Origin of the sequence: Microbacterium sp. MMO-20 (genome assembly GCF_037147735.1) — a bacterium.
GTDB lineage: Bacteria > Actinomycetota > Actinomycetes > Actinomycetales > Microbacteriaceae > Microbacterium.
On the sequence record NZ_JBBCUU010000001.1, the window covers coordinates 699,777 to 721,927 of the forward strand.

The following is a 22,151-nucleotide window of genomic DNA, read 5'->3' on the forward strand; positions in this document are numbered from 1 at the left end:
CGGTGGGCGGGGGAGGAGGTCGGCGGAGCCGGTTGGATAGAGCGTATCCTGGCTCACCCTGTGCGGAAGGTGGGACTTGAACCCACACGCCCGAAGGCACAGGAACCTAAATCCTGCGTGTCTGCCGATTTCACCACTCCCGCGGGGAGTGTCAGTCTACCGGCGCGAGTGCGCGCTCCCGAGTCTCGGCGGGCAGGGTGAGGCGCGGCGATCCGCCGATGACCCAATAGCCGACGCCGACGATGAGCGCACCGCCGACGAAATTGCCGAGCCCCACCCAGAGCAGGTTGCTCGCGAAAAGCGGGAGGGTCGCGTTCGCGTCTCCCGTGAAGAGCCCGATGCCGTAGGTCGTCATGTTGGCGACGACGTGCTCGAAACCCGAGGAGATGAAGGCGAGGATCGCGGCGAAGATCAGCAGGATCTTCGCGACATCGGAGTGGACGCGTGCGCACATCCAGATCGCGAGGCAGACGAGGACGTTGCACAGGATGCCGCGGACGAAGAGCTCGACGGGGCCTTCGTGCGCCTTCGCGGCGAGCATGTCGGAGAGCATTGTGCCCGCCGCGGCATTGGCGCGTAGTACGCCCGACGCCGCGACGAGGCCCGCGAACGACAGCGCGCCCACGAGATTCGCGGCGAACGTCGCGAGGATCGTACCGAGGGCGCGCCACGGTCCGACGGCGCGCAGGAGAGCGCCCTGTGGGAGCACCATCATGGCGGAGGTCACGAGATCGGCGCCCGCGAAGACGACGAGCGTCAGTGCGACGCCGAAGACGAGGCCGCTCACGAGTTTGGCGAGTCCGTCCCCGGAGGCCGCGAGTGGGCCGGCGGTGGACACCATGAGGACGACGCCGATCCCGATGTACGCGCCCGCGAGCATGCCGGAGACGACGAATCGCCCGGGGGAGCGTAGACCGTCGGCTTTGTGAACGGCGGCGGATGCCTGCGCGTGGAGGGTCTCGGGGATCGTGAGCACGACACGATCTTACATGTGGTCAGACCACAGTGCCAGGCGTCATGACCAGTTCGCGTGCACGCCGCCTGCCGCCTCAGCGCAGAGACGTCACCGACCTTCCGATGAGCTGCTCGGAGATCGTCCAGACGCGCCTCGCGGCGTCGTCGTCGGCGAGGCGCGAGTACATGCGCTGATGGCCCGGCGTGCCGCCGAGATGACCTGGACCGCTGGGCCCGTAGAGCTCGCCGGGCACAGCGTCGGGGGAAGTCGCGGCGTACAGTGCGGGGAGCGCTGCCGACGCCGGGGTACCCCACGATGAGTCCGCGCGCCGACATCCAGCGGATGACACGTACGGCCGCGGTGTCGTTATCGCGATCGATCTCCGGCCGCGCCGAGAGCAGGCTCGTCGGGGCGATGCCGGGGTGCGAGAGGACACTCGTGATGCCCCAGCCGCCCTCGGCGGTGCGTCGCTGGAGCTCTCGCGCGAAGAGGCCGAGGGCGATCTTCGACTGGCTGTAGGCGCGCTCGCCGTCGTACGAGCGCTCCCACTGCGGGTCGTCCCAGTTCATGCCACCGCGATCCGCGGAGATGCTGACCTGGGAGACGACGCGGGCCCGCCCCGCCTCGAGCAACGGCAGCAGCTCGGCGACGAGAGCGACTTGGCCGAGATGATTGGTGCCGAACTGCAGCTCGAACCCGTCGGCGGTCGTCCGACGCGTGGGCGGCGTCATCACGCCCGCGTTGTTGACGAGGAGGCCGATGGGCACTCCTTCGTCGCGGAGGGTGTCTCCGAGAGCGCGCACCGTCGTCAGCGACGAGAGGTCCAGCGCCCGGACGGTCACGGACGCGCCCGGCGCCGTGCGAACGATCTCCGCGACGGCGGCCTGCCCTTTCTCGAGGTTCCGGACCGGAAGAACGATCTCCGCGCCCGCCGCGGCGAGACGCGCGGCGATGCGCAGCCCGATCCCGTCGCTGCCGCCCGTCACGACGGCACGAGTGCCGGAGAGATCGGGGATGGTGATGTCGACGGCGCGGCGCGGCATGAATACTCCAAAGCTCGGTGGGTGAGTCCACTCTGCGCGAGGCGGGGGGCGGCATCCAGGACCTCTCAGGGCACGCCTGAGAGGTGTGGTTGCGGCTCGGCCGGTGGAGTTGGCGCCGGGACGGAGATAGAACGGAGTGCAGAGGAGGATCATGTCGATCGATCGCGAAGGCCTCGCGGAGTTCCTGCGCGTGCGCCGCGGCGCGCTCCAGCCTGAGGACGTCGGTCTGCCGCGCGGGCGCCGCCGCCGCGCGGAGGGCCTTCGCCGCGAGGAGGTCGCGGCGCTCGCCTACATGTCGCCGGACTACTACGCGCGACTGGAGCGGGCGTCGGGCCCGCAACCGTCCGCCCAGATGCTCGCCGCGATCGCGCAGGCGCTCCGACTCACTCGCGCCGAGCGAGATCACCTCCACCGCCTCGCGGGTCGCCCAGTCCCTGATCGCGACGGCTCCACGGATCACGTCGCACCGGCGCTCATGCGCATCCTCGACAGACTCATCGACACTCCCGCCGAAGTCGTCAGCGAACTCGGGGAGACCCTGCACCAGACGCCGCTCGCGGCGGCGCTCCTCGGGGACGCCCGGGGTCGCGTGGGGATCGAACGGAGTATCGCGTACCGCTGGTTCACCGAGCCCTCCGCGCGGCTTCTGTACGCCGAGGCGGACCGGGACGCACTGGGGCGTCTCTGGGTGGCGAACCTCCGCCGAGTCGTGGGGGAACGCGGTCCCGACTCGCGTGCGGCGCGCATCGCCGCGGAGCTTGCGGCGCACAGCGACGAGTTCCGTGGGCTCTGGGCGCGCGGGGAGGTGGACCTGCGTCCCGAGACGACGAAGCGGTTCGTGCATCCCGAGGTCGGCGAGATCACGCTCGCGTGTCAGACGCTGATCGACCCGGAACACGGCCACACTCTCCTCGTCTACACCGCGGAGCCGGGTTCGGTCGACGCGGACAAGCTGGCGCTCCTCCACGTGATCGGGACGCAGGCGCTCGGATGACGGCCTCCTGTGGATAACTTCCACGCTCGGTGACGCGCGCTTGTCAGGATGCCGGGATGACCCTGACCGCATCCGAGCTCCCGGCGTCCGCCGTGCAGTCCGTCGCGGAACGCGTGCGGGATCGCCTCCGGGAAGAGCAGGCCGATCCGCTGCGCCACCCCGATCGTGCGGCGGCGGTTGCTCTGGCAGAGGTGCGTCGGCACAACGACTTCGCCCTGGCTCGCGGCTGGGAACTCGTCGACGACGAAGCGGCGTGCGTGCACGAGGTGCTCGCACGTGTCTCCGGTTACGGCCCGCTGCAGGCGCTGCTGGATGACCCTGAGGTCGAAGAGATCTGGATCAACGACCCCGCCACTGTCTACGTGGCGCGGGCCGGTCGCAGCGAGCGTGCCCCCATCCGCCTCACCGATGAGGCGGTCCGTGATCTGGTCGAGCGGATGCTGCACGCGACGGGCCGACGCGTCGATCTCAGTCAGCCGTTCGTGGATGCGTCGCTGCCGGACGGGTCGCGCCTCCACGTCGTCATCCCGGACGTGACGCGCGCCCATTACGCCGTCAACATCCGGAAGTTCCTCACGACGCACCGCCGTCTCGGCGACCTGGTCGCCGCCGGATCGATGCCGGCACGGATCGCGGCCCTCCTCGCCGATGCGATGGCGGAGGGGCGCAACGTCCTCGTCTCCGGCGCGACCCACGCGGGCAAGACGACGCTGCTGTCAGCGCTCATCGGCGCCTGCCCGCCGGCGCAGCGCATCGTCACGGTCGAGGAGACCTTCGAGCTCGCCGTCGCGGCGCCCGACATCGTCGCTCTCCAGGGGCGGCAGCCGAGCCTCGAGGGCACCGGCGCAGTGAGTCTGCGCCGGCTCGTCAAGGAGGCGCTGCGCATGCGTCCCGATCGTCTCGTCGTCGGGGAGGTGCGCGACGCCGAGGCGCTGGACTTGCTGCTTGCGCTGAACACAGGTGTGCCAGGAGCCGCGACGATCCACGCGAACTCTGCCCACGACGCGCTGCGTCGACTCGCCGCGCTGCCGCTTCTCGCGGGACGCAATATCGACGCGGGGTTCGTGCTGCCCGCGATCGCGGCGAGCGTTGACCTCGTGGTGCACTGCCGACGAGGCGCCGACGGACGCCGCTTCGTGGAGGAAGTCGTCGACGTGACGGGGGAGGTCATCGACGACGCTGTGCAGACCCGGCCGCTCTACCGGGCCAGCGGTCCCGACGCGCGCGACAGGGCGGCGTCGTGACCGCCCTGTGGGGAGCGGCTCTGGCCGCGGGCATCCTGCTGATCCTCGCGCCCTGGCTCTGGCCCGGCGGCGCTCGGACGGCGGTTCCGTCACCGGGTCGTGAGAGTGGAAGCGTCGTGCGTCTGCTGCAGCAGGCCGGATATGCGCACGCGCCGGCGGGACGTCCCGTCCTGATCGCAGGCGTACTGGCATCCGTGTGTGCCGTGATGGCGTGGCTCGCGACCGGACTGCCCGCCGTCGCGCTCGTCGCTGCGGTGGCCGGGGCTGCCACGCCGTTCACCTGGCTGCGGGCACGGGCGCGCAGGCTCCGGCGTTCGCGCCGAGCGCTCTGGTCCGACGTCTGCGACCTGCTCATCTCAGCCGTACGGGCGGGGCTCTCGCTGCCGGACGCGGTCTCCGCGCTCGCGAGCACCGGTCCCGCGCCCCTCCGCCCCGCGTTCGCGCGGTTCGCGGAGGACATGGCGGCATCCGGTCACTTCGACTCGAGCGCGCTGCGGCTGAAGGCCGCGCTCGCCGACCCCGTGGCCGACCGGATCATCGAGACGCTCCGGATGGCGCGGCACGTCGGCGGGACGGAACTCACGGGTGTGCTGCGCGCCCTGTCGGCGTCGGTGCGGGCCGACGCGACGCTGCGCGCCGAGGTGGAGGCTCGTCAATCATGGGTGCGTGGTGCCGCCGTCGTCGGCGTCGTCGCGCCCTGGATCGTGCTGGGCCTGCTCGTGCTGCGACCGGAGGGGGTCGCCGCCTACGCCACGGGAGCGGGGGTCGTCGTCGTGCTCGTCGGAGCCCTCGTGTCGGTGTGTGCGTACCGTCTCACGATCCGGCTCGGCCGGCTGCCCGAGCCACAGCGGTGGTTCGGATGAGCGGGGTGACTCTGTTCACCTGCGCCGTGGTTCTCGGCGTAACGTTCGCCGCGGGTGCGCTGCTGGCGCTGCAGCGGATGCCGCGGTGGTCGGCCCCGACGCTGTCGCGACGCATCGCGCCGTACCTTCGCGACCTCGCCGACCCCGCGGGAATGACGCCCCTGCAACCCGTGCCCACGGTCGGGGATTGGCGTACGGTGCCCAGACGGATGGCGACGACGCTCGCCTCAAGTCTGGGCGGTGGGGAGGCTCTCGCGCAGCGCTTGCGGCAGGCGGGGAGACGGAGCGACGTGGTGGCGTTCCGGGCCGGGCAGCTCGGATGGGCGGTGAGCGGCCTCGCCGTCGGCGGAGCGCTCGCGATCGCGGCGACCCTTGCGGGGCGCGGCGGCCCCGTCGCGGCGGTGCTGCCTCCGCTGGTCGCGGCGATCGCGATCGTGGTCGCCGATCAGCGGTTGTCTTTCGCCGCGCGGCGACGTGTCGCACGAATCGAGGAGGAGCTCCCGACCGTTCTGGAATTCCTCGCGCTGTGCCTCGCAGCCGGTGAAGGGCTGCGCGATGCGCTGCGCCGCGTGGGCGATGTGGGCTCGGGCGTACTGACGGCAGAACTGCGCGCGGCCGTGCTCGCCAGCGGCACCGGTTCGAGTCTCTCCGATGCGTTGCTCACAGTCGCCAAGACGTGCGACGTGCCCGCGCTGTCGCGTGCTGTCGAGCACCTCGTCGCTGCGATCGACCGCGGAGCACCGCTCGCTCAGGTCCTGCAGGACCAGGCGGTCGACGCGCGCGAGGACGCGAAGCGGGTCCTCATCGAGTCCGCAGGTCGCAAGGAGATTCTGATGCTCCTGCCGCTCGTCTTCCTGATTCTGCCGCTCTCGGTGCTGTTCGCCGTGTTCCCCGGCATCGTCATGCTCAAGCTCGGAATCGGATGACCGGTGACGGTCGGAAGGAGGCGGAGATGATCCGCACGCTGTGGAGCCGGGCGCAGGCCTGGCGTGATGAGGTGCTGCGCGACACCCTCGACGACGAGCGAGGTGATGTGCCCGGCTGGGTCCTTGTGACGCTCATGACGGCCGGTCTCGTGGTGGCGATCTGGACCCTTGCCGGTCCGGCGCTCGCCGATCTCTTCGAGCAGGCGCTGAGTCGCGTCTCGGGGTTCTGAGAATCCCATGCGTCTGCCGGCGAGCGGTGGTGCGCTGCGCGATGACGAGGCGGGTTCCGCGCCGGTCGAGTTCGTGCTCGTCGGCACCCTGCTCACGCTCCTCACTCTTGCCGTCGTCCAGCTCGCGCTCGCCGTCTACATCCGCAACGTCGTCCACGACGCGGCTGTCGAAGGCGCCTACTACGGAGCCCTCGCCGACACCCAACCGGCCGACGGCGCCCTCCGCACGCAGGCGCTCATCGCGGCGGCGACGGGCGGCGGGCTGGATGCCGCGGTGATCTCGGCCGTGCACGAGGGGCCATCGGGCGCGGAGGTCGCGGTCACCGTGACGGCGACTCTCCCGCTCGTGGGGCTCATCGGCATCCCCGCCGGTATGGAGGTGACGGCGCATGCTCCGCGCGAGAGCTTCGACTGAGCATCGACGCGGCGCCCCGGCGCGCGACTTCCGCAGCGACGACGACGGGTCGGCGGCGCTGGAGTTCATCCTGGTCGGCCTCGTGCTGCTCGTCCCGATCGTCTACCTCGTCATCGCCCTCGGCGCGATCCAAGGGCAGGCGCTCGGTGTCGAGACCGGGGCGCGCCAGCTCGCCCGCGCGATCGCATCGGCACCGGATGCGGCGACGGCGGACGCCCGCGCGAACCGCGTGCGGGACGCGATCGTGCGCGAATACGGCCTCGATCCCGGTGCCCTCGACATCGAGGTGTCGTGCTCGCGGGCGACCTGCCCCGAGCCGGGAGCGATCCTCACCGTCACCGTCCGCACGGAGGTTCCGCTGCCCCTTGTTCCCGCGATCCTGGGCCTCGACGATCTGGCCCGGGTGCCGGTCGAAGCCGCCTCGGCGCAGAAGATCTCGCGCTTCTGGGGAGCGACCCCCTGATGCGCGCTCGCGGAGCCGACGCGGACGACGAGGGTTCGGTGCTCGTGCTGACTCTCGGTTACGCGCTTCTCGCCCTCGTCCTCGTACTCGTGTGCGTCGACGCGACCAGTCTCTACCTCACGCAGAAGCGCGCGGATGCCGCCGCCGACGCCGCGGCCCTCGCCGGCGCGGACGGCTTCACCCTGACGATCGAGGGTGGTGGGCCCGTGGCCCGGCTCTCGGACGACGGCGTGCACGCCCAGGCCGCAGAGCTGCTCGACGCGCTCGGTACCGCACGGCTCGTGTCGGCGTCGACGCCCGACGGGGTATCGGCCCGCGTCCGCGTCGAGGTGGACTGGCGCCCGCCCGTCCTCGCCCTCTTCGTCCCCGATGGCTGGACGCTGGGTGCGACGGCAACGAGCCGCACGGCGCTGCGCTGACGTCGCGCGGCGCCTCGCGGGCGGGAGCCTCTCAGCGCGCCCGCGGAACGAATCGAGGAACCCAGCGGACGAACGCGGCCGCTCCCGCGAGACCGATCACACCCATGGCTCCGGTCGCGAGGGCGAGCGAGAAGGCGGCGGCGAGAGCGGAGACGAGCAAGGGTGCGATGGCGCCCCCGGCATCCGTCAACGTCCGCCACGACCCGAGGAAGGGCGCCGGATCGTCCTGGGGTGCGACGTCGGCACCGAGCGTCAGCAGGATGCCGCTGGACAGCCCGTTGCCGACGCCGAGGACCGCGGCGAACAGTGCGAACCACATTGCGGCCTGCGGCAGATCGTGCGTGAACGACAGGGCGAGGAACCCGGCGCCCATGAGGATCATCGCGGGGAGAGCCGCCCACAGCCGCCCGAAGCGGTCCATGACCTGCCCGCTCGCGTAGAACAGGGCGAAGTCGATCGCGCCCGAGATGCCGACGACGAGCGCGATCGTCTGCGCGTCGAGACCGATCGAGACGCCCCACAGCGGCAGCACGACCTGGCGGGCCGAGCGCACCGCTGACAGCGACGCCGCCGCGAGTCCCAGCCGCGAGAGCACCCCGCGGAAGCGCCACATCGTCCGGAAGACGCCCACGCGCTCACGCGTGGGGATCGATCCCGTGACCGGCTCGCCGGTGTCCTCGGCGACGCGCGAGTCGCCCCGCGCGGACGGCCCACCGGGCGCTGCGCCGTCGGCTTCGGGGTCGGGCCCGAGCAGGACGAGCAGCACCGTCGCGACCAGGCACACGCTGAAGAACCAGACGGTCGCGTGTTCGTCGCCGAACACCGCGAGAAGGGCGGCCGCGATGAAGGGGCCGACGAACATGCCGAGGCGGAAGGTGCCGCCGAGCAGCGACAGCGCGCGGGCACGGAACGTCAGCGGCACGCGCGTCGTCATGAAAGAGTGCCGCGCGAGCCCGAAGACGGCCGCGCAGAAGCCGATGACGAAGACGGATGCCGCGAGCACCGCGAGGTTCGGCGCGAGAGCGAGTCCCGCGACACCCGCCATCGCGATGCCGCCGCCGATCGCCATCGTCACCCGTTCGCCGATGCGGGCGACGGCCCAGCCGGCGGGGATGTTGCCGCAGAGCTGCCCGACGACGAGGGCGGAGGCGACGAGTGCGGCGGTCGGGACGTCGGCGCCGAGGCGCGAGGCGAAGATCGGCAGAAGCGGGATGACGGCCCCTTCGCCGAGCGCGAAGAGAACGGTCGGCCCGTAGATCACGGGCGCGAGACGCCAGAGCATGCTCCGCATCGGGGCGGGGGAGTCGGCATCCGTCACGTCATCCACGTTAGTCTGGAGTGTCATGCTTGATTTCGATCCCTCCGCCGACATCCAGGCCCTGCGCTCCACGTTCTCCGACATCCAGGCCGTGGTCGACGTCGACGCGCTCCGCGCGGAGATCGATCGACTCTCCGAGGAGGCCGGTGCCCCCGACCTCTGGGACGACGTCGAGAAGGCGCAGAAGGTCACGAGTGCCCTGAGTCACCGCCAGGCCGACCTCAAGCGCGTCACCGACCTCGAGCAGCGCCTCGACGACCTCGACGTGCTCGTCGAGCTCGCCCGCGAGATGGACGACGAGGACACCGCCGCCGAGGCGCGGCGAGAGATCTCCGATCTGCAGGATGTGATCGGCCAGCTCGAGGTGCAGACGCTCCTCGACGGAGAGTACGACGATCGTCCTGCCGTCGTCACGATCCGCTCGGGCGCCGGCGGCGACGATGCGACGGACTTCGCCGAGATGCTCCTGCGCATGTACCTGCGCTGGGCGGAGCGGCACAAGTACTCCGTGAAGGTCATGGACACCTCCTATGCGGAGGGTGCGGGCATCAAGTCGGCGACCTTCGAAGTGGATGCCCCGTACGCCTACGGCACGCTGTCCGTCGAAGCCGGGACGCACCGTCTCGCGCGCATCAGCCCCTTCGGCGGCGCCGACAAGCGGCAGACGTCGTTCGCTGCGGTCGAGGTCATCCCCGCGCTCGAAGAGGCCGTCGAGGTCGAGGTGCCCGAAGGCGACATCCGCGTCGACGTCTTCCGCTCGTCGGGCCCGGGTGGGCAGTCGGTCAACACGACCGACTCGGCGGTGCGCATCACGCACATCCCGACCGGCCTCGTCGTCTCGATGCAGAACGAGAAGAGCCAGATCCAGAACCGCGCCGCCGCGATGCGCGTGCTGCAGACGCGCCTGCTCCTGCTCAAGCGCGAAGAGGAGGCCGCCAAGAAGAAGGAGCTCGCGGGGACGATCACCGCGAGCTGGGGCGACCAGATGCGCTCCTACTTCCTCTACGGCCAGCAGCTCGTGAAGGATCTCCGTACCGGCTACGAGGTCGGCAACCCCGCGGTCGTCTTCGACGGCGACCTCGACGGCCTCATCGCGGCCGGCATCCGCTGGCGCAAGCGCAAAGACGACGACGACTGATCAGGTGCCGCGGCGGGAACCGCGACGCGCGGGCGCGCCGTCCGGCATCCATAGTCTGCGCGCTTAGGCTCGTCGGGTCATGATCCGGTTCGAGCACGTCACCAAGAAGTACCGCGGCACCAAGAAGCCCGCCCTCAACGATGTCGACTTCGATGTGCAGCGCGGCGATTTCGTCTTCCTCGTCGGCGCCTCCGGCTCGGGAAAGTCGTCGTGTCTGCGGCTGATCCTGCGAGAAGACACCCCAAGCGACGGCCGCGTCGTCGTGCTCGGCCGAGACCTGCACGCGCTCTCCACCCGCAAAGTGCCCTACTTCCGCCGCCATATCGGCGCCGTCTTCCAGGACTTCCGGCTGCTGCCGAACAAGACCGTCTTCCAGAACGTCGCGTTCACGCTCCAGGTGATCGGTGCCTCGCGCGCCTTCATCCAGCAGGCGGTCCCCGAGGCGCTCACCCTCGTCGGCCTCGACGGCAAGCAGAAGCGTCTCCCGCACGAGCTCTCGGGTGGTGAACAGCAGCGCGTCGCGATCGCGCGCGCGATCGTGAACCGACCGCAGATCCTCCTCGCCGACGAGCCGACGGGAAACCTCGACCCCGCGACGTCGGTCGACATCATGCAGCTGCTCGCGCGCATCAACGAAGGCGGTACGACGGTCGTCATGGCCACGCATGAAGCCGGCTTCGTCGACCAGATGAAGCGACGCGTCATCGAGCTGCAGGACGGCGTCATGGTCCGTGACGACCGCCACGGCGGTTACGGGGACACGTCCGCGATCCCGCGCCTTGCTCCGCAGGAGGAGAAGGGTGCCGCCGCGACGGCTGCCCTGACCGCGGTGCTCGAGCTGCAGCGCGAGATCGCCGCGTCTCCCGTCGAACCTGTGCCGAGCGCGGTCAAGGATGCCGCGGCGGAAGCGGTCTCAGCATCCGCGGTCGCCGCGGCTGTCGCGGTGACGCCCGACGTGATGCCCGACGCCGAGCTCGATGTCGCCCCCGAGCCGGCGCGCGAATCGACGCCGACGACCCGGCCGATAAAGATCGACGCGCCGATCGTGCAGCTCGACGGACTCGAGCTCGACGACCTGACCGTGGCCGAGCGGCTCGGCCTGGCATCCGACGACGACGAAGTGGGGCCGACCTCGTGAGGGTGCGACTGATCCTCGCCGAGGCCCTGACCGGCCTTCGGCGCAACGCCTCGATGGTGATCTCCGTCGTGCTCGTGACGTTCGTCTCGCTGACGTTCGTGGGCGCGGCGATGCTCATGCAGATGCAGATCGCGAAGATGCAGTCCTACTGGGCCGAGCGGGCACAGGTTTCCGTCGTCATGTGCCGCGACGATTCGACGGCCGCGACGTGCGCCGACGGTGCGGCGACGGAGGACCAGATCTCGGCGGTCGCGGAGCGGCTCGAGAGCCCCGCACTGGCGGCGCTCGTGCGCGACGTCCGCTTCGAGTCGGGCGACGAGGCCTACCAGAACCTCCTCGACCTCTACGGCGACGAGTACAAGGACTACGTCACTCCGGCGCAGCTCGGTGATACGTACTGGGTCGGACTCATCGACCCCGGAAAGTCGGATGTCATCACCGAGGCGTTCTCCGGTACGCAGGGGGTCGAGGGCGTCCGCAACCAGATGCAGTATCTCGAGCCGCTCTTCTCCGCTCTGACGGTCGCGACCTACATCGCGGTCGGCATCGCCGCTCTCATGCTCATCGCCGCCGTCCTCCTCATCGCGACGACGATCCGGCTGTCGGCGTACGCACGGCGGCGCGAGGTCGGGATCATGCGTCTCGTCGGCGCCTCGAACCGGTTCATCCAGACCCCGTTCATCCTGGAGGGCGTCTTCGCCGCCTTCATCGGCTCTCTCCTGGCGGGGGGCGCGATCCTCGCCGGTGTGCAGTTCGGAGTCGGGGGGTACCTGCGCGACCGGGTCACCTTCATCACCGACTGGGTGGGTGTGGCGGATGCCGCGGTGGTCATCCCGATCATCATCGTGATCGGCCTCGTGCTCGCCGCGCTCTCGGCCGGTTTCGCGATCCGCCGTTGGCTGCGGGCCTGACACCGCGCGCTCCTGAGATAGACTGACGGGCTGCCGTATCCACGGCATCCGGAATGAGGAGTCACCATGCCCAGGGAACGCGGGGAGAAGGTCGTCGCGACCAACCGTCGCGCGCGCCACGAGTACGCCATCGAGAAGACCTACGAGGCGGGCCTCGTGCTCACCGGCACGGAAGTGAAGTCGCTGCGCGAAGGCCGTGCGAACCTCTCGGACGGGTACGCGTACATCGACGGGGGAGAGGCCTACCTCGACTCCGTGCACATCCCGGAGTACTCGCAGGGCCACTGGACGAACCATTCCTCCAAGCGCACGCGCAAACTGCTGCTGCACAAGCAGGAGATCATCAAGCTGTCGCACGCGATCAGCGCCGGTGGGTACACGCTGATCCCGCTCAAGCTCTACTTCTCCGACGGTCGCGCGAAGGTCGAGATCGCGGTCGCGAAGGGCAAGCGCGAGTACGAGAAGCGCCAGACCATCCGCGAGCGCGAGGACAAGCGCGAAGCGGAGCGTGCGATGCGCAGCCGAAACCGCCTCGGCGACTGACCCTCCGACGGCATCACGCCGCGCTGAAGCGCGCCTCCACGGCGGCAGTGACGACGATGTCGTCGGGGCGGAAGTCGACGGCAGCGGGGGGTGCGGCATCCATCGCCATCGCGGCGCGCGCGAACATGCGTGGCGCGGGAGCTTCGGGCGCGCCGCCGTTCAGCAGCCCGAGATCGGCGATCTGCACAGGCGTGACCTGCGTCAGTCCGATCGCGCTGGCATAGGCGGTCGCGCGCTCGACGGCGGCGGCGACCGCGTCAGTGGCGACGTCTCGTTCGACACGGGCGCGCGTCTCGGGCGAGAGTTGCCAGTCGACGACCCCGACCTGCAATCCTTCCGTCGCGGCGATCTGATTGAGCCAATCGGACAAGGCGAGGACGTCCGTGAACGTCGCGGTGAGCTCCACCGAGGCGTGGTGCACGGGGTCGAGCTGTCGGCCGTCGCTGTTCCACGGACGGTCGGCCCAGACCGACACGCGCTGACTCGACCAGTCCGCGATGCCGCCCGCTGCTTTCCGGGCCGCGAGGTCCGCGCGAACGGGCTCGGCGAGGGCGGCGATCCGCTCGACCACGGCGCCGCGTTCGGCGCCGTCGGCCGCGGCGCTCACGTGCGCGACGGCCCGCTCGGGGGCGACCCGGGTCTGGCTCTCGCCGCGGACGGTGATGATGACATCGCTCATGGGATAGACTGTAACGCTCGGGTGCCTGGGCATCCGCCACACAATTCCACAGCGTGACAGTGGCTCACCCTGCCGCACGGCGCACGGGGCTGATCGGTTTCGACAGCGCCTGTGAAGCTGCGGGAAGCGGGCCGAGGATGCAGGGTTATCTCGTAAACGACCTCTGCGAACCAATAGTTGCCGATGCAAAGCGCAACGACTTCGCCCTCGCTGCCTAAGCGAGCCTGAAGTCCGTCAGACCGTAGGCGATCCCGCTACGGACCCTGGCGTCATCTAGGGATCTTGCTGTGCGACGGGGTCTCGACGTCGCACGGGACTCTTCTGAGACTGGGCTCGTCGACTTAGGTGTCTGTGACAAAGGTCGGAGCCGAGCAGAACGTCTTCACAGACTGCGCCCGGAGAAGACGCAGTATCTCAGCGTTGGACGGGGGTTCGATTCCCCCCAGCTCCACCAGCCGCTGTCACGTGGAACGCCGAAGGCCGGCCCCGCTCTCACGAGCGGGGCCGGCCTTCGGTTTACCGTCCGCAGACTCAGTTCGGACGCTGGATGAGCAGCAGGTTCTGCTTCGTGTCCGACAGGGTCACCCAGCCGTCGCCGAATTCGTACGTCATGCCGTAGCCGTTCTCGTCGACCGTGGGGGCCTGTGAGGCATCCTGCGTCAGGTAGACGTAGTCGCCTTCGCTCTGGCGCTTCCATCCCTGCTGCTCGAGGGAGTTCTGGATCTTGGTGGCCTGGTCGCTCGTGAGCGGTGCCCAGCCGAAGAGCAGCAGGTTGCCCGACGGCTTGGTGAAGTCGGCCCACGTGCACTGCAAGCCGTCGTCGAGCGTGACGCCTCCGGCGGCGAACGGTGTCTCTTTGAAGCTCCAGCCCTTCGCGACGAGCTGCTCGTGCACGTCGGCGACGACGATCGAGTCGCACGTCGCGTCGAGGCCCCCGGCGTCCGGGCTCGACGTCGGGTCGGGCTGGGCGGCAGTCGGAGCCGTGGTCGGCGCGTCCGTGCCGACGGTGGCGGTGGGGGCGGGGTCCTGCGAGCCGGCGCCGCACCCCGTCAGGAGGAGCGCGGTGAGGCCGACGGCGGCGAGGGAGGCGAAGCTGCGGGGGGTCATCGATCGTTCTCCGTGGGGGTGTTCAGCAGGGTGAGGAAGTCGTCGTGGAGCAGTCCGTTCGTCGCGAGGGAAGACCGGGTGGCGATGCTGTCGGCTCCGTCGATGTCGGTGAAGCGGCCGCCGGCCTCGGTGATGATCGGGACGAGCGCGGCGATGTCGTACTCCTTGACACCGAACTCGGCGACGAACTCGAGCCGCCCCTCGGCGAGGAGCATGTACGGCCACGTGTCTCCGTAACCGCGGTCGCGCCACACGGCACGGCTGAGGCGGAGCAGGTCGTCGGAACGGCCGACCTCGTCCCACTGCGCGAGCGATTGGAAGCTGACGCTCGCGTCGGCGACCGTGGCGACGCTCGAGACGGCGAGACGCTTCGGATCCCCGCCGGGAACGTTCGTCCAGGCGCCGAGGCCCGTGGCCGCCCACCAGCGCCGCCCGAGCGCGGGCTGGCTCGCGACGCCCACGCGAGGGACGCCGTCGACCGCGAGGGCGATCAGGCTCGTCCACATGGGGATGCCCTTGAGGTAGTTCGCGGTCCCGTCGATCGGGTCGATGATCCACTGCCGGGACGTTGTGCCGCTCGTGCCGAATTCCTCGCCCAGAACGCCGTCTGCGGGCCGCTCGGAGGCGAGGATGCCGCGGATCGCCCGCTCGGTCGCGAGGTCCGCTTCGGTCACCGGCGAGGCATCCGACTTCGTCTGCACGTCGAGATCGGCGGCGTCGAAGCGCGACATGGCGACGGCATCGGCCGCGTCGGCCAGCCGCAGCGCGAGGTCGAGGTCTGCGGCGAGGTCGCCCTCGAAGGGCGCACTCCAGGAGGGGGCGTGTGCGGGGGAGGTCACCCCTTCAGGATACGGGGGCGTGCATGCTCGATTCGCGATGTGCCGCATCGTGATGGTAACGTTGACGCTCGGTTCGCCCCTCCGGTTCTCGATCGGAATCGGGCGGACACGGAACGCACCTCTAGCTCAATCGGCAGAGCAACTGACTCTTAATCAGTGGGTTCTGGGTTCGAGTCCCAGGGGGTGCACCGCTCACGAACGGCCCCGGATCTTTCCGGGGCCGTTCGTGTTTGCGGCGAGCGGATTCGCAGACGCACAACGGATTCGGATGCCACGGGTCGCGGCATCCGAATCCGTTGTCGTCGTGCGATTCCGGTCGCGTTCGAAGGGCGGCTCAGGCGGCATCGCCGATGAGCACGGACTCCGCCTCCTCGGCGGCATCCGCCTCGTGCTCGTCGATGCGCTTCAGCGCGGGGCGTCCGAGGAGGATCACGAGGGCGGAGAGCACGACGGATGCCGCGGCGAACCAGAACGGCACCGACGCGTTGAACGCGTGCCAGAGCGCCGCGGCGATCGGGGGAGCGGCCGCTCCGCCGAGGAAGCGCACCGCCGAGTAGGCTGACGACGCGACCGAGCGCGGCAGATCGGTGGCCTCCATGACCGACTCGGTGAGGATCGTGTTCATGAGGCCGAGGAGCAGGCCGCCCACGATGATGCAGGTCACGAGGGCCGCCGGTGACCCGACGACGAGACCGGCCACGACGAGGTCGATCGCAAGCAGGGGCAGGACGAGGAGCATCGCCGTGCTGCGCTTCATTCCGCGCAGCAGGAGCGGTGCCACCCATACGCTCGTGACGGCGAGAGCGACGCCCCAGCCGAAGAACGTGAGCCCGATGCCCATCGCGCCGAATCCGAGTGGGAACGGAGAGAACGCGAGCAGCACAAAGAAGCCGATGTTGTAGAACAGCGCGGCGATCGCGAGCACTGCGAGGGCCGGGCGGCCGAGGGCCTTGAAGGGCGCCGACAGGGGGATCGGCTCGCGTTTCTCGCCGTTCGAGCGCACGAGCACAGACACCGCGATGAAGCCGATCGCCATAAGAGCCACGACGCCGAAGAACGGCCCGCGCCAGCTGATCTCGCCGAGGATGCCGCCGAGGAGCGGCCCGATCGCGATGCCGAGGCCGAGGGCCGCCTCGTAGAGGATGATCGCGGCGGCAGATCCACCCGACGCGGCGCCGACGATGGTCGCGAGCGCCGTCGAGATGAACAGGGCATTGCCGAGGCCCCATCCCGCGCGGAAGCCGATGACGGCGTCGACGCTGCCGGAGAGGGCGCACAGGAGGGCGAACACGACGATGAGGCCGAGACCTGTCAAGAGCGTCGCCTTGGTGCCTATGCGCGAGGAGATCCAGCTCGTGAAGAGCATCGCGAGACCCGTGACGACGAGGTAGCTCGTGAAGAGCAGCTCCGTCTCCACGGGGCTCGCCTCGAGCGACTCGGCGATGGCTGGGAGGATCGGGTCGACGAGCCCGATCCCCATGAAGGCGATGACGCACGCGAACGCGACAGCCCACACCTGCGCCGGCTGACGCCACACGCTGACCTTCTCGGCGTGGACGGCGACGCCGCTCATCGGGTCGCCTCCAGGGCGGGCGCGTCGAGACGCGTGCGCGACTCGACGATGTCGGCGGCGCGGCGGATGGCGGCCCACTCGTCGTCGTCGAGGTCCGCGAACCGCGGCGCAAGCGCTTCGCCGAGGACGCGCATCCAGTCGTCGAGGGCGGCGAGCCCGGCATCCGTCACGGTGACGACGGTCGCGCGCGAGTCGTTCGCATCCGTGCTCCGCTCGAGCAGGCCCGCTTCGGTCATCTGAGCGACGAGGCGCGTCATTCCCGGTTGCGTGACGCGGCTGAGAGCGGCGAGGTCGCCGATGCGCTGGGGTCCGTACTCTCGCAGGAGCGTGATCGTCCGCCACTGCGCAGCGGGCGCTTCGTTCCGGGTCTCGAGCGACGCGACGCGGGTGAGGGCGTGCGCGCCGGTGACGAGCCGGAGGATGTCTCGGTCGTGTTGCATACCAAAAGTATATACCTATGGTATTTAAATGCGAGTTGCCGAATCGTGATGACTCCAGGCGTGCCGTATTTGACATGGATGCCGGACCTGAACAGACTCTCATTATCTGAATCACGTTTCAGGTATCCCTTCCAATGGTGAAAGGCACGCACATGCGGGTTACGAAGAAGTTGCTCCCGAAGGCAGCGTTGGTGGGGGCTGTGGTCGCCACAGCCGCCCTCGCCCTGGCGGCCTGTGCGCCGCAGACGGCGGCGCCCTCCGCGAGCGAGAGCGGAGAGGCCGGCCCCGCTGAGCTCTCCGTCGGCATCATCACGAGCGAGACCGGCCCCCTCGCGGGCTACGGCAAGCAGTACCTCGACGGCTTCAAGGCCGGCCTCGACTGGGCCACCGACGGCACAGGCGAGGTGAACGGCACGAAGCTCAACATCGACTACCGCGACGACGCGGGTGTTCCCGATACGGCTGTGGCCATCGCCAAGGAGCTCATCGGCTCGGGTACCAACATCCTCGCCGGGAGCGCCTCCTCGGGTGTCGCCGCCGCGCTGGCCGAGCAGGCCGGCCAGAACAAGGTCCTCTTCCTCTCGGGCCCGGCCGCCGCCGACGCGATCACCGGCATCAACGGGTACACGTTCCGCACCGGCCGCCAGTCGGCCCAGGACGTCGCCACCGCCGGCACGTTCCTCGGCGACCTCGAGGGCAAGAATGTGACCGTCTTCGCTCAGAACAATGCGTTCGGGCAGGGCAATGCCGCCGCCGTCGAGGCGATCCTCGGCGCCAAGGGCGCGACGATCACCCCCGTCCTCGTCGCCGAGGACGTCACCGAGTTCACCCCGTTCGCTCAGCAGGTGCTCTCCGGCAACCCCGACCTCGTCTTCGTCGCGTGGGCGGGTGCGACCTCGGGCGCGATGTGGCAGGCGATGAGCCAGCAGGGTGTCTTCGATAAGGTCCCCGTCGTCACGGGTCTCGGCGACTCGGCGACGTTCGGAGCCTACGGCGAGGCATCCGACAAGATCAGCTTCCTGAACCACTACTTCCCCGGCGCCCCGGACAACGAGATCAACGACGAGATGATCAAGGCGGTCGAGGCGGCCGGTGGCACGCCCGACCTCTTCACCCCCGACGGCTTCAACGCGGCCATCATGCTCGTGCAGGCGGTCAAGGAGGGCAAGGGCGACGTGGATGCCATGGTCAAGGCCCTCGAAGGCTTCACCTTCGACGGCCCGAAGGGCAAGCTCGAGGTCCGCGCCGGCGACCACGCGCTGATCCAGGACATGTACCAGGTGAAGCTCGTCGCGAAGGACGGTGCATTCGCTCCGGAACTCGTCGCGACGGTTCCGGCGCAGGACGTCGCCCCCGCCGAGAAGCAGTGATCCTGCCCTCCGAGGAGAAGTCGTACACATGAGCACTCCAGTCCCGTCCGCGCTCACGATCGAAGGTCTCGGCCTCCAGATCGGCGGCGCCACCATCCTCAAGGATGTCGATCTCGACATCGCGCCCGGCAGCCTCGTCGGCGTGATCGGACCGAACGGTGCCGGCAAGACCACGTTGTTCAACGTGATCTCCGGCGTCGCGAAGCCCACATCGGGTCGCATTCTGATGCATGGCGAGGACATCACCCGCTCGTCCGTGCCCCAGCGGGCGCGGGCGGGACTGGGGCGCACCTTCCAGACGTCGAGCCTCTTCCCGCGGCTCAGCGTTCTCGAAAACGTCCGGATCGCCGCTCAGGTCGGACTCGGCGGCAACTATTCCCTGCTGCGCTTCCCGCGGCGATCGGATGCCGCGACGCGCACCGCACTCGAGCAGCTCACGAAAGTCGGGCTGACCCACAAGCTCGACACGGCCGCGGGGGACATCTCGCACGGCGACAAGCGCAAGCTCGAGATCGCCGTGCTCCTCGCGACCGAGTCGCGCATCGTCCTGCTCGACGAGCCGATGGCCGGAGTCGCCTCGGGCGACGTCCCGGGGCTCGTCGACAACATCCGCGAGATGCAGCGCGACACGCAGTGCACCGTGCTGATGGTCGAGCACCACATCGACGTGCTGATGGGACTCGTCGACCAGGTCGCCGTGATGTATTCGGGGTCCATCATCGCGTTCGACGTCCCGCAGAGAATCATGGAGAACCCGCTCGTGCAGAGCGCTTATCTGGGTCGCACCGAAGGGAACGCCGCATGAGCGAGCCGATTCTCACCGTGCGAAACCTGTCCGCCTCGATCGCCGGCCAGCAGGTCGTCGAAGATGTCACGTTCGAGGTGCCCTCTTCGGGCATCACGGCTGTTCTCGGGCGCAACGGCGTCGGCAAGACCTCTTCGATCCGTGGCATCCTCGGTCTCATTCAGCGCCGCGGCGAGATCACGCTGGCGGGGGAGCGGATCGACGCACTGAAGACACACCAGATCGTGCAGCGCGGCGTCGGCTACGTGCCCGAGGACCGCGAAGTGTTCGCCGGCCTCAGCGTCGCCGAGAACCTCGCCCTCGCCGAGCGCGACAAGAATCCGCGGCGCGACTTCGTCGCCCAGCTCTTCCCCGACCTCGTCGCGAGGCGCAGCCAGGCCGCGGGGACGCTCTCGGGCGGCCAGCAGCAGATGGTGTCGGTCGCCCGCGCGCTCCTCAACGACAACCGCATTCTCCTCGTCGACGAGCCGACGAAGGGCCTTGCCCCCAAGATCGTCGCCGAAGTCGCCGACGCGCTGCAGGAGGCGTCGAAGACGGTCCCGATCCTGCTCGTCGAACAGAACCTCGACGTCGTCAGGCGCCTCGCCGACGACGCCATCGTCATCGCCGGAGGCCGCGTCGTGCACACCGGGAAGGCGCGCGACATCCTCGACGACGAGTCCCTCACCACACGCCTGTTGGGCGTCAGCGCGGAGGCACACGCATGAGCAGCATCGTCCTCATCCTTCTGACGGGCGTCGGTCTCGGCGCCCTCTACTTCCTCGTCGCCTCGGGCCTCAGCCTCATCTACGGTCTCATGCACGTCCTGAACTTCGCGCACGGAGCGTTCCTCACGCTGAGCGCCTTCATCGGCTGGCAGGTCGCACAGGCGCTCGGCACCGCCTCCTGGGGATCTTTCCTCGTCTCGATCCTGGTCGGCGCCGTCGTCGGCGCGATCTTCGCGACGCTGACCGAGCTCGTCCTGATCCGGCCGCTCTACGAACGCCACATCGAACAGGTCCTGGTGACGGTCGGCCTCTCGTTCGCTGCCGTGGCGCTGTTCGAGGGGATCTGGGGCACGGATGCCGTGAACATCGCGGGCCCGTCATGGCTCAAGGGCACGACCGAGGTCCTCGGCGCCCGCATCCCGAACACGTACTGGATCCTGATGCTCGCCGCGGCGATCGTGCTCGTCGCGCTCGTGCTGTTCCTCAAGAAGACCCGGTACGGCATGATCATCCGCGCCGGCGTGGAGAACCGTTCCATGGTGACGGCGCTCGGCATCGACGTGCGGAAGAGCTTCACCCTCGTCTTCGCGATCGGCGGCGCGGCGGCGGGAATCGGCGGCGTGCTCGCGATGCACTACACGACGTTCGTCTCTGCGCACCTCGGTCAGACGCTCCTCATCTTCGCGTTCATCGTGACCGTCATCGGCGGTCTCGGCTCGCTCACGGGCGCGGCGATCGCCTCGGTGCTCGTCGCGGTGCTGCAGCAGTTCGCGAACGTCTACCTGAGCGGCACGGGCGACTTCATCGTGGTCGCCCTCCTGGCCGTCGTCCTGCTGGTGCGCCCCACCGGCCTCATGGGGAGGAAAGCATGACCGTCACCACCGGGGTCCCCACCCTCGTTCCCGGCCGCAAGGGGGCGTATCTGCCCTTCATCGTGGGTGCCGCGCTCGTGGTCCTGATGGCGCTGCTGCCGTTGCTGAACATCTCGATCCCCGGCATCCTCCCGGGAGCGACCTACACTCCGGGATCGCTCGCGCTCCTGTCGCTGTGCATGGTCTACGCAGCGCTGGCGCTCTCCTACAACCTCCTGCTCGGCACCTCGGGCATGCTGTCGTTCGGCCACGCGCTGTACTTCGGTGCCGGTGCCTACGGGCTGGGGCTCGTGCTGAAACTCCTCCAGGTGCCGCTCGCCTTCGGCATCCCGCTGTCGCTCCTCGGCGGACTCGTGATCGCAGCGTTCACCGGCTCGGTCGCGATGCGGGTCTCCGGCATCCCGTTCGCGATGGTGACTCTGGCGTTCGCGCAGGCGGGGTCGGTGCTCGTCCGCCGCAATCAGCAGGTCACGGGCGGCGAAGAGGGGCTGCGCCTGCCCGTCGAGCTCGTGCCCGACTGGCTCGTCGGCGTCGTCAACACCCGCAACCTCTACTGGGTCTGCCTCGCGGCGCTCGTCGTGATCTACCTCGTCGTCCTGTGGGTCGACCGCTCGCGGCTCGGCCACCTCGCGCAGGCGACGCGCGAGAACGAGCTGCGCGTGCAGGTGCTGGGCCTGCGGCCGTACTCGGCGAAGCTCATCGTCTTCGTCGTCGCGGCGCTGTGCGCGTCGCTGGCGGGCATCGCCTACATGCTGCTGCAGTCGGGCACCCAGCCCTCGAGCGTCGGCGCCGATCTCACGATCACGGTGCTCGTCATGGTGGTTCTCGGTGGCGTCGGGTTCCGTTGGGGTGCCATCGTGGGGGGCGTGCTCTACACGATCCTCGATCAGCGACTGAAGGTGCTCGCCCGCTCGGAGTGGATCGACGCACTCCCGGGCTGGCTGCACATCCCGCTGTCGGAGCCCCTGTTCCTCCTCGGCGTGCTGTTCATCCTCGTGGTCATGTTCCTGCCCGGCGGCATCGCGGGGACAGTCGACGCGTGGGTGCGCCGGCGCCGCGGGGAGCGCACGCGCACGCAACTGCGCCAGCTCGACGAGACGACCGAGGTCGTCGATGACGCCGTTGAGGCCCGCGTATGACTTCGGGGATAGATGCCGGG

Annotated in this window: 25 protein-coding genes, 2 tRNA genes, 1 other RNA gene and 1 pseudogene; 19 read left to right on the top strand and 10 right to left on the bottom strand. The window is 69.5% G+C overall.

The window, feature by feature from the left end; genetic code table 11:
* Positions 1 to 61: 61 nt before the first annotated feature.
* The 4 genes and pseudogenes from WFI52_RS03480 to WFI52_RS03495 form a co-directional block, all read right to left on the bottom strand.
* Positions 62 to 143: transfer RNA gene (locus WFI52_RS03480), tRNA-Leu, on the bottom strand.
* A gap of 8 nt (positions 144 to 151) precedes the next feature.
* On the bottom strand, positions 152 to 976 hold the full coding sequence (locus WFI52_RS03485; protein ID WP_336624932.1) for a formate/nitrite transporter family protein: 825 nt from the start codon (positions 974 to 976) through the stop codon (positions 152 to 154).
* 73 nt (positions 977 to 1,049) lie between these two features.
* Entirely contained in the window at positions 1,050 to 1,208 is a 159-nt protein-coding gene (locus WFI52_RS03490) for a hypothetical protein (protein WP_336625652.1), read from the bottom strand.
* A gap of 94 nt (positions 1,209 to 1,302) precedes the next feature.
* Positions 1,303 to 2,151 (bottom strand): annotated as a pseudogene (locus WFI52_RS03495) (SDR family oxidoreductase); the annotation flags it as partial.
* On the opposite strand from WFI52_RS03495, the gene WFI52_RS03500 reads away from it, so the two are divergent.
* The 8 genes from WFI52_RS03500 to WFI52_RS03535 are packed head-to-tail and all read left to right on the top strand — an operon-like array spanning position 2,150 to position 7,552.
* Positions 2,150 to 2,992, top strand: coding sequence for a helix-turn-helix transcriptional regulator (locus WFI52_RS03500; protein ID WP_336624931.1), 843 nt, complete (start codon positions 2,150 to 2,152; stop codon positions 2,990 to 2,992). The pseudogene WFI52_RS03495 and the gene WFI52_RS03500 sit on opposite strands and share 2 nt — an antisense overlap.
* 56 nt (positions 2,993 to 3,048) lie before the next feature.
* Positions 3,049 to 4,236: a CpaF family protein gene (locus WFI52_RS03505; RefSeq protein ID WP_336624930.1), complete on the top strand. Its 1,188-nt coding sequence runs from the start codon at positions 3,049 to 3,051 to the stop codon at positions 4,234 to 4,236.
* A complete protein-coding gene (locus tag WFI52_RS03510; protein WP_336624929.1) occupies positions 4,233 to 5,099 on the top strand; it encodes a type II secretion system F family protein in 867 nt (288 codons plus the stop codon). The genes WFI52_RS03505 and WFI52_RS03510 overlap by 4 nt, the downstream gene beginning before the upstream one ends.
* Positions 5,096 to 6,025 carry a type II secretion system F family protein gene (locus WFI52_RS03515; RefSeq protein WP_336624928.1) on the top strand — a complete coding sequence of 310 codons (930 nt, stop codon included), beginning with the start codon at positions 5,096 to 5,098 and terminating at the stop codon, positions 6,023 to 6,025. Before WFI52_RS03510 ends, WFI52_RS03515 begins: the two co-directional genes overlap by 4 nt.
* Positions 6,026 to 6,051: 26 nt before the next feature.
* Positions 6,052 to 6,255: a hypothetical protein gene (locus WFI52_RS03520; RefSeq protein WP_336624927.1), complete on the top strand. Its 204-nt coding sequence runs from the start codon at positions 6,052 to 6,054 to the stop codon at positions 6,253 to 6,255.
* A gap of 7 nt (positions 6,256 to 6,262) precedes the next feature.
* The gene (locus WFI52_RS03525; RefSeq protein WP_336624926.1) at positions 6,263 to 6,670 is read left to right on the top strand and encodes a TadE/TadG family type IV pilus assembly protein; all 408 of its coding nucleotides are present in this window, start codon (positions 6,263 to 6,265) and stop codon (positions 6,668 to 6,670) included.
* Positions 6,645 to 7,133 carry a TadE/TadG family type IV pilus assembly protein gene (locus WFI52_RS03530; RefSeq protein ID WP_336624925.1) on the top strand — a complete coding sequence of 163 codons (489 nt, stop codon included), beginning with the start codon at positions 6,645 to 6,647 and terminating at the stop codon, positions 7,131 to 7,133. The genes WFI52_RS03525 and WFI52_RS03530 overlap by 26 nt, the downstream gene beginning before the upstream one ends.
* Entirely contained in the window at positions 7,133 to 7,552 is a 420-nt protein-coding gene (locus WFI52_RS03535) for a pilus assembly protein TadG-related protein (protein WP_336624924.1), read from the top strand. Before WFI52_RS03530 ends, WFI52_RS03535 begins: the two co-directional genes overlap by 1 nt.
* Positions 7,553 to 7,583: 31 nt before the next feature.
* On the opposite strand, the gene WFI52_RS03540 is transcribed toward WFI52_RS03535, so the two are convergent.
* Positions 7,584 to 8,834: an MFS transporter gene (locus WFI52_RS03540; protein WP_336625624.1), complete on the bottom strand. Its 1,251-nt coding sequence runs from the start codon at positions 8,832 to 8,834 to the stop codon at positions 7,584 to 7,586.
* Between the two features lie 61 nt (positions 8,835 to 8,895).
* On the opposite strand from WFI52_RS03540, the gene prfB reads away from it, so the two are divergent.
* The 4 genes from prfB (at position 8,896) to smpB (ending at position 12,600) form a co-directional block, all read left to right on the top strand.
* Positions 8,896 to 10,008 carry a peptide chain release factor 2 gene (gene prfB, locus WFI52_RS03545; protein WP_336624923.1) on the top strand — a complete coding sequence of 371 codons (1,113 nt, stop codon included), beginning with the start codon at positions 8,896 to 8,898 and terminating at the stop codon, positions 10,006 to 10,008.
* 79 nt (positions 10,009 to 10,087) lie between these two features.
* Positions 10,088 to 11,146, top strand: coding sequence for a cell division ATP-binding protein FtsE (gene ftsE, locus WFI52_RS03550; RefSeq protein ID WP_336624922.1), 1,059 nt, complete (start codon positions 10,088 to 10,090; stop codon positions 11,144 to 11,146).
* Positions 11,143 to 12,057 (top strand): permease-like cell division protein FtsX, encoded by a 915-nt coding sequence (gene ftsX, locus WFI52_RS03555; RefSeq protein WP_336624921.1) that lies wholly within the window; start codon positions 11,143 to 11,145, stop codon positions 12,055 to 12,057. The genes ftsE and ftsX overlap by 4 nt, the downstream gene beginning before the upstream one ends.
* A 66-nt stretch (positions 12,058 to 12,123) precedes the next feature.
* Positions 12,124 to 12,600, top strand: a complete 477-nt coding sequence (gene smpB, locus WFI52_RS03560; RefSeq protein WP_336624920.1) for an SsrA-binding protein SmpB — start codon at positions 12,124 to 12,126, stop codon at positions 12,598 to 12,600.
* A 13-nt stretch (positions 12,601 to 12,613) separates the two neighbouring features.
* Here the strand turns inward: smpB and WFI52_RS03565 are convergent, their stop codons facing one another.
* On the bottom strand, positions 12,614 to 13,279 hold the full coding sequence (locus WFI52_RS03565; protein WP_336624919.1) for an SIMPL domain-containing protein: 666 nt from the start codon (positions 13,277 to 13,279) through the stop codon (positions 12,614 to 12,616).
* Between the two features lie 85 nt (positions 13,280 to 13,364).
* On the opposite strand from WFI52_RS03565, the gene ssrA reads away from it, so the two are divergent.
* Positions 13,365 to 13,733, top strand: a transfer-messenger RNA (tmRNA) gene (ssrA, locus tag WFI52_RS03570).
* A 77-nt stretch (positions 13,734 to 13,810) separates the two neighbouring features.
* Here the strand turns inward: ssrA and WFI52_RS03575 are convergent.
* Together WFI52_RS03575 and WFI52_RS03580 are read right to left on the bottom strand one after the other, a co-directional pair.
* The gene (locus WFI52_RS03575; protein ID WP_336624918.1) at positions 13,811 to 14,386 is read right to left on the bottom strand and encodes a nitrate ABC transporter substrate-binding protein; all 576 of its coding nucleotides are present in this window, start codon (positions 14,384 to 14,386) and stop codon (positions 13,811 to 13,813) included.
* Positions 14,383 to 15,225 carry an inositol monophosphatase family protein gene (locus WFI52_RS03580; protein WP_336624917.1) on the bottom strand — a complete coding sequence of 281 codons (843 nt, stop codon included), beginning with the start codon at positions 15,223 to 15,225 and terminating at the stop codon, positions 14,383 to 14,385. The genes WFI52_RS03575 and WFI52_RS03580 overlap by 4 nt, the downstream gene beginning before the upstream one ends.
* Before the next feature lie 115 nt (positions 15,226 to 15,340).
* Between WFI52_RS03580 and WFI52_RS03585 the strand changes: the two genes are divergently transcribed.
* Positions 15,341 to 15,413 (top strand) — tRNA-Lys (locus tag WFI52_RS03585).
* Between the two features lie 146 nt (positions 15,414 to 15,559).
* Here the strand turns inward: WFI52_RS03585 and WFI52_RS03590 are convergent.
* Positions 15,560 to 16,798 carry an MFS transporter gene (locus tag WFI52_RS03590; protein WP_336624916.1) on the bottom strand — a complete coding sequence of 413 codons (1,239 nt, stop codon included), beginning with the start codon at positions 16,796 to 16,798 and terminating at the stop codon, positions 15,560 to 15,562.
* The gene (locus WFI52_RS03595; RefSeq protein WP_336624915.1) at positions 16,795 to 17,238 is read right to left on the bottom strand and encodes a MarR family winged helix-turn-helix transcriptional regulator; all 444 of its coding nucleotides are present in this window, start codon (positions 17,236 to 17,238) and stop codon (positions 16,795 to 16,797) included. The genes WFI52_RS03590 and WFI52_RS03595 overlap by 4 nt, the downstream gene beginning before the upstream one ends.
* A gap of 152 nt (positions 17,239 to 17,390) precedes the next feature.
* On the opposite strand from WFI52_RS03595, the gene WFI52_RS03600 reads away from it, so the two are divergent.
* The 5 genes from WFI52_RS03600 to WFI52_RS03620 are packed head-to-tail and all read left to right on the top strand — an operon-like array spanning position 17,391 to position 22,131.
* Positions 17,391 to 18,608, top strand: a complete 1,218-nt coding sequence (locus tag WFI52_RS03600; RefSeq protein WP_336624914.1) for a substrate-binding domain-containing protein — start codon at positions 17,391 to 17,393, stop codon at positions 18,606 to 18,608.
* A 28-nt stretch (positions 18,609 to 18,636) separates the two neighbouring features.
* Entirely contained in the window at positions 18,637 to 19,413 is a 777-nt protein-coding gene (locus tag WFI52_RS03605; protein ID WP_336624913.1) for an ABC transporter ATP-binding protein, read from the top strand.
* Positions 19,410 to 20,120 carry an ABC transporter ATP-binding protein gene (locus WFI52_RS03610; protein ID WP_336624912.1) on the top strand — a complete coding sequence of 237 codons (711 nt, stop codon included), beginning with the start codon at positions 19,410 to 19,412 and terminating at the stop codon, positions 20,118 to 20,120. The genes WFI52_RS03605 and WFI52_RS03610 overlap by 4 nt, the downstream gene beginning before the upstream one ends.
* Positions 20,117 to 20,992 (top strand): branched-chain amino acid ABC transporter permease, encoded by an 876-nt coding sequence (locus WFI52_RS03615; protein WP_336624911.1) that lies wholly within the window; start codon positions 20,117 to 20,119, stop codon positions 20,990 to 20,992. Before WFI52_RS03610 ends, WFI52_RS03615 begins: the two co-directional genes overlap by 4 nt.
* On the top strand, positions 20,989 to 22,131 hold the full coding sequence (locus tag WFI52_RS03620) for a branched-chain amino acid ABC transporter permease (protein WP_336624910.1): 1,143 nt from the start codon (positions 20,989 to 20,991) through the stop codon (positions 22,129 to 22,131). Before WFI52_RS03615 ends, WFI52_RS03620 begins: the two co-directional genes overlap by 4 nt.
* Positions 22,132 to 22,151 lie beyond the last annotated feature (20 nt).

Coding starts and splice junctions, on each gene's coding strand:
- WFI52_RS03530 (WP_336624925.1), top strand. CDS start 6,645: ATGCTCCGCGCGAGAGCTTCGACTGAGCATCGACGCGGCGCCCCGGCG.
- WFI52_RS03600 (WP_336624914.1), top strand. CDS start 17,391: ATGCGGGTTACGAAGAAGTTGCTCCCGAAGGCAGCGTTGGTGGGGGCT.
- smpB (WP_336624920.1), top strand. CDS start 12,124: ATGCCCAGGGAACGCGGGGAGAAGGTCGTCGCGACCAACCGTCGCGCG.
- WFI52_RS03595 (WP_336624915.1), bottom strand. CDS start 17,238: ATGCAACACGACCGAGACATCCTCCGGCTCGTCACCGGCGCGCACGCC.
- WFI52_RS03525 (WP_336624926.1), top strand. CDS start 6,263: ATGCGTCTGCCGGCGAGCGGTGGTGCGCTGCGCGATGACGAGGCGGGT.
- WFI52_RS03590 (WP_336624916.1), bottom strand. CDS start 16,798: ATGAGCGGCGTCGCCGTCCACGCCGAGAAGGTCAGCGTGTGGCGTCAG.
- WFI52_RS03540 (WP_336625624.1), bottom strand. CDS start 8,834: ATGCTCTGGCGTCTCGCGCCCGTGATCTACGGGCCGACCGTTCTCTTC.
- WFI52_RS03610 (WP_336624912.1), top strand. CDS start 19,410: ATGAGCGAGCCGATTCTCACCGTGCGAAACCTGTCCGCCTCGATCGCC.
- WFI52_RS03535 (WP_336624924.1), top strand. CDS start 7,133: ATGCGCGCTCGCGGAGCCGACGCGGACGACGAGGGTTCGGTGCTCGTG.
- WFI52_RS03505 (WP_336624930.1), top strand. CDS start 3,049: ATGACCCTGACCGCATCCGAGCTCCCGGCGTCCGCCGTGCAGTCCGTC.
- WFI52_RS03620 (WP_336624910.1), top strand. CDS start 20,989: ATGACCGTCACCACCGGGGTCCCCACCCTCGTTCCCGGCCGCAAGGGG.
- WFI52_RS03575 (WP_336624918.1), bottom strand. CDS start 14,386: ATGACCCCCCGCAGCTTCGCCTCCCTCGCCGCCGTCGGCCTCACCGCG.
- prfB (WP_336624923.1), top strand. CDS start 8,896: ATGCTTGATTTCGATCCCTCCGCCGACATCCAGGCCCTGCGCTCCACG.
- WFI52_RS03500 (WP_336624931.1), top strand. CDS start 2,150: ATGTCGATCGATCGCGAAGGCCTCGCGGAGTTCCTGCGCGTGCGCCGC.
- WFI52_RS03605 (WP_336624913.1), top strand. CDS start 18,637: ATGAGCACTCCAGTCCCGTCCGCGCTCACGATCGAAGGTCTCGGCCTC.
- ftsE (WP_336624922.1), top strand. CDS start 10,088: ATGATCCGGTTCGAGCACGTCACCAAGAAGTACCGCGGCACCAAGAAG.
- WFI52_RS03615 (WP_336624911.1), top strand. CDS start 20,117: ATGAGCAGCATCGTCCTCATCCTTCTGACGGGCGTCGGTCTCGGCGCC.
- WFI52_RS03515 (WP_336624928.1), top strand. CDS start 5,096: ATGAGCGGGGTGACTCTGTTCACCTGCGCCGTGGTTCTCGGCGTAACG.
- WFI52_RS03520 (WP_336624927.1), top strand. CDS start 6,052: ATGATCCGCACGCTGTGGAGCCGGGCGCAGGCCTGGCGTGATGAGGTG.
- WFI52_RS03565 (WP_336624919.1), bottom strand. CDS start 13,279: ATGAGCGATGTCATCATCACCGTCCGCGGCGAGAGCCAGACCCGGGTC.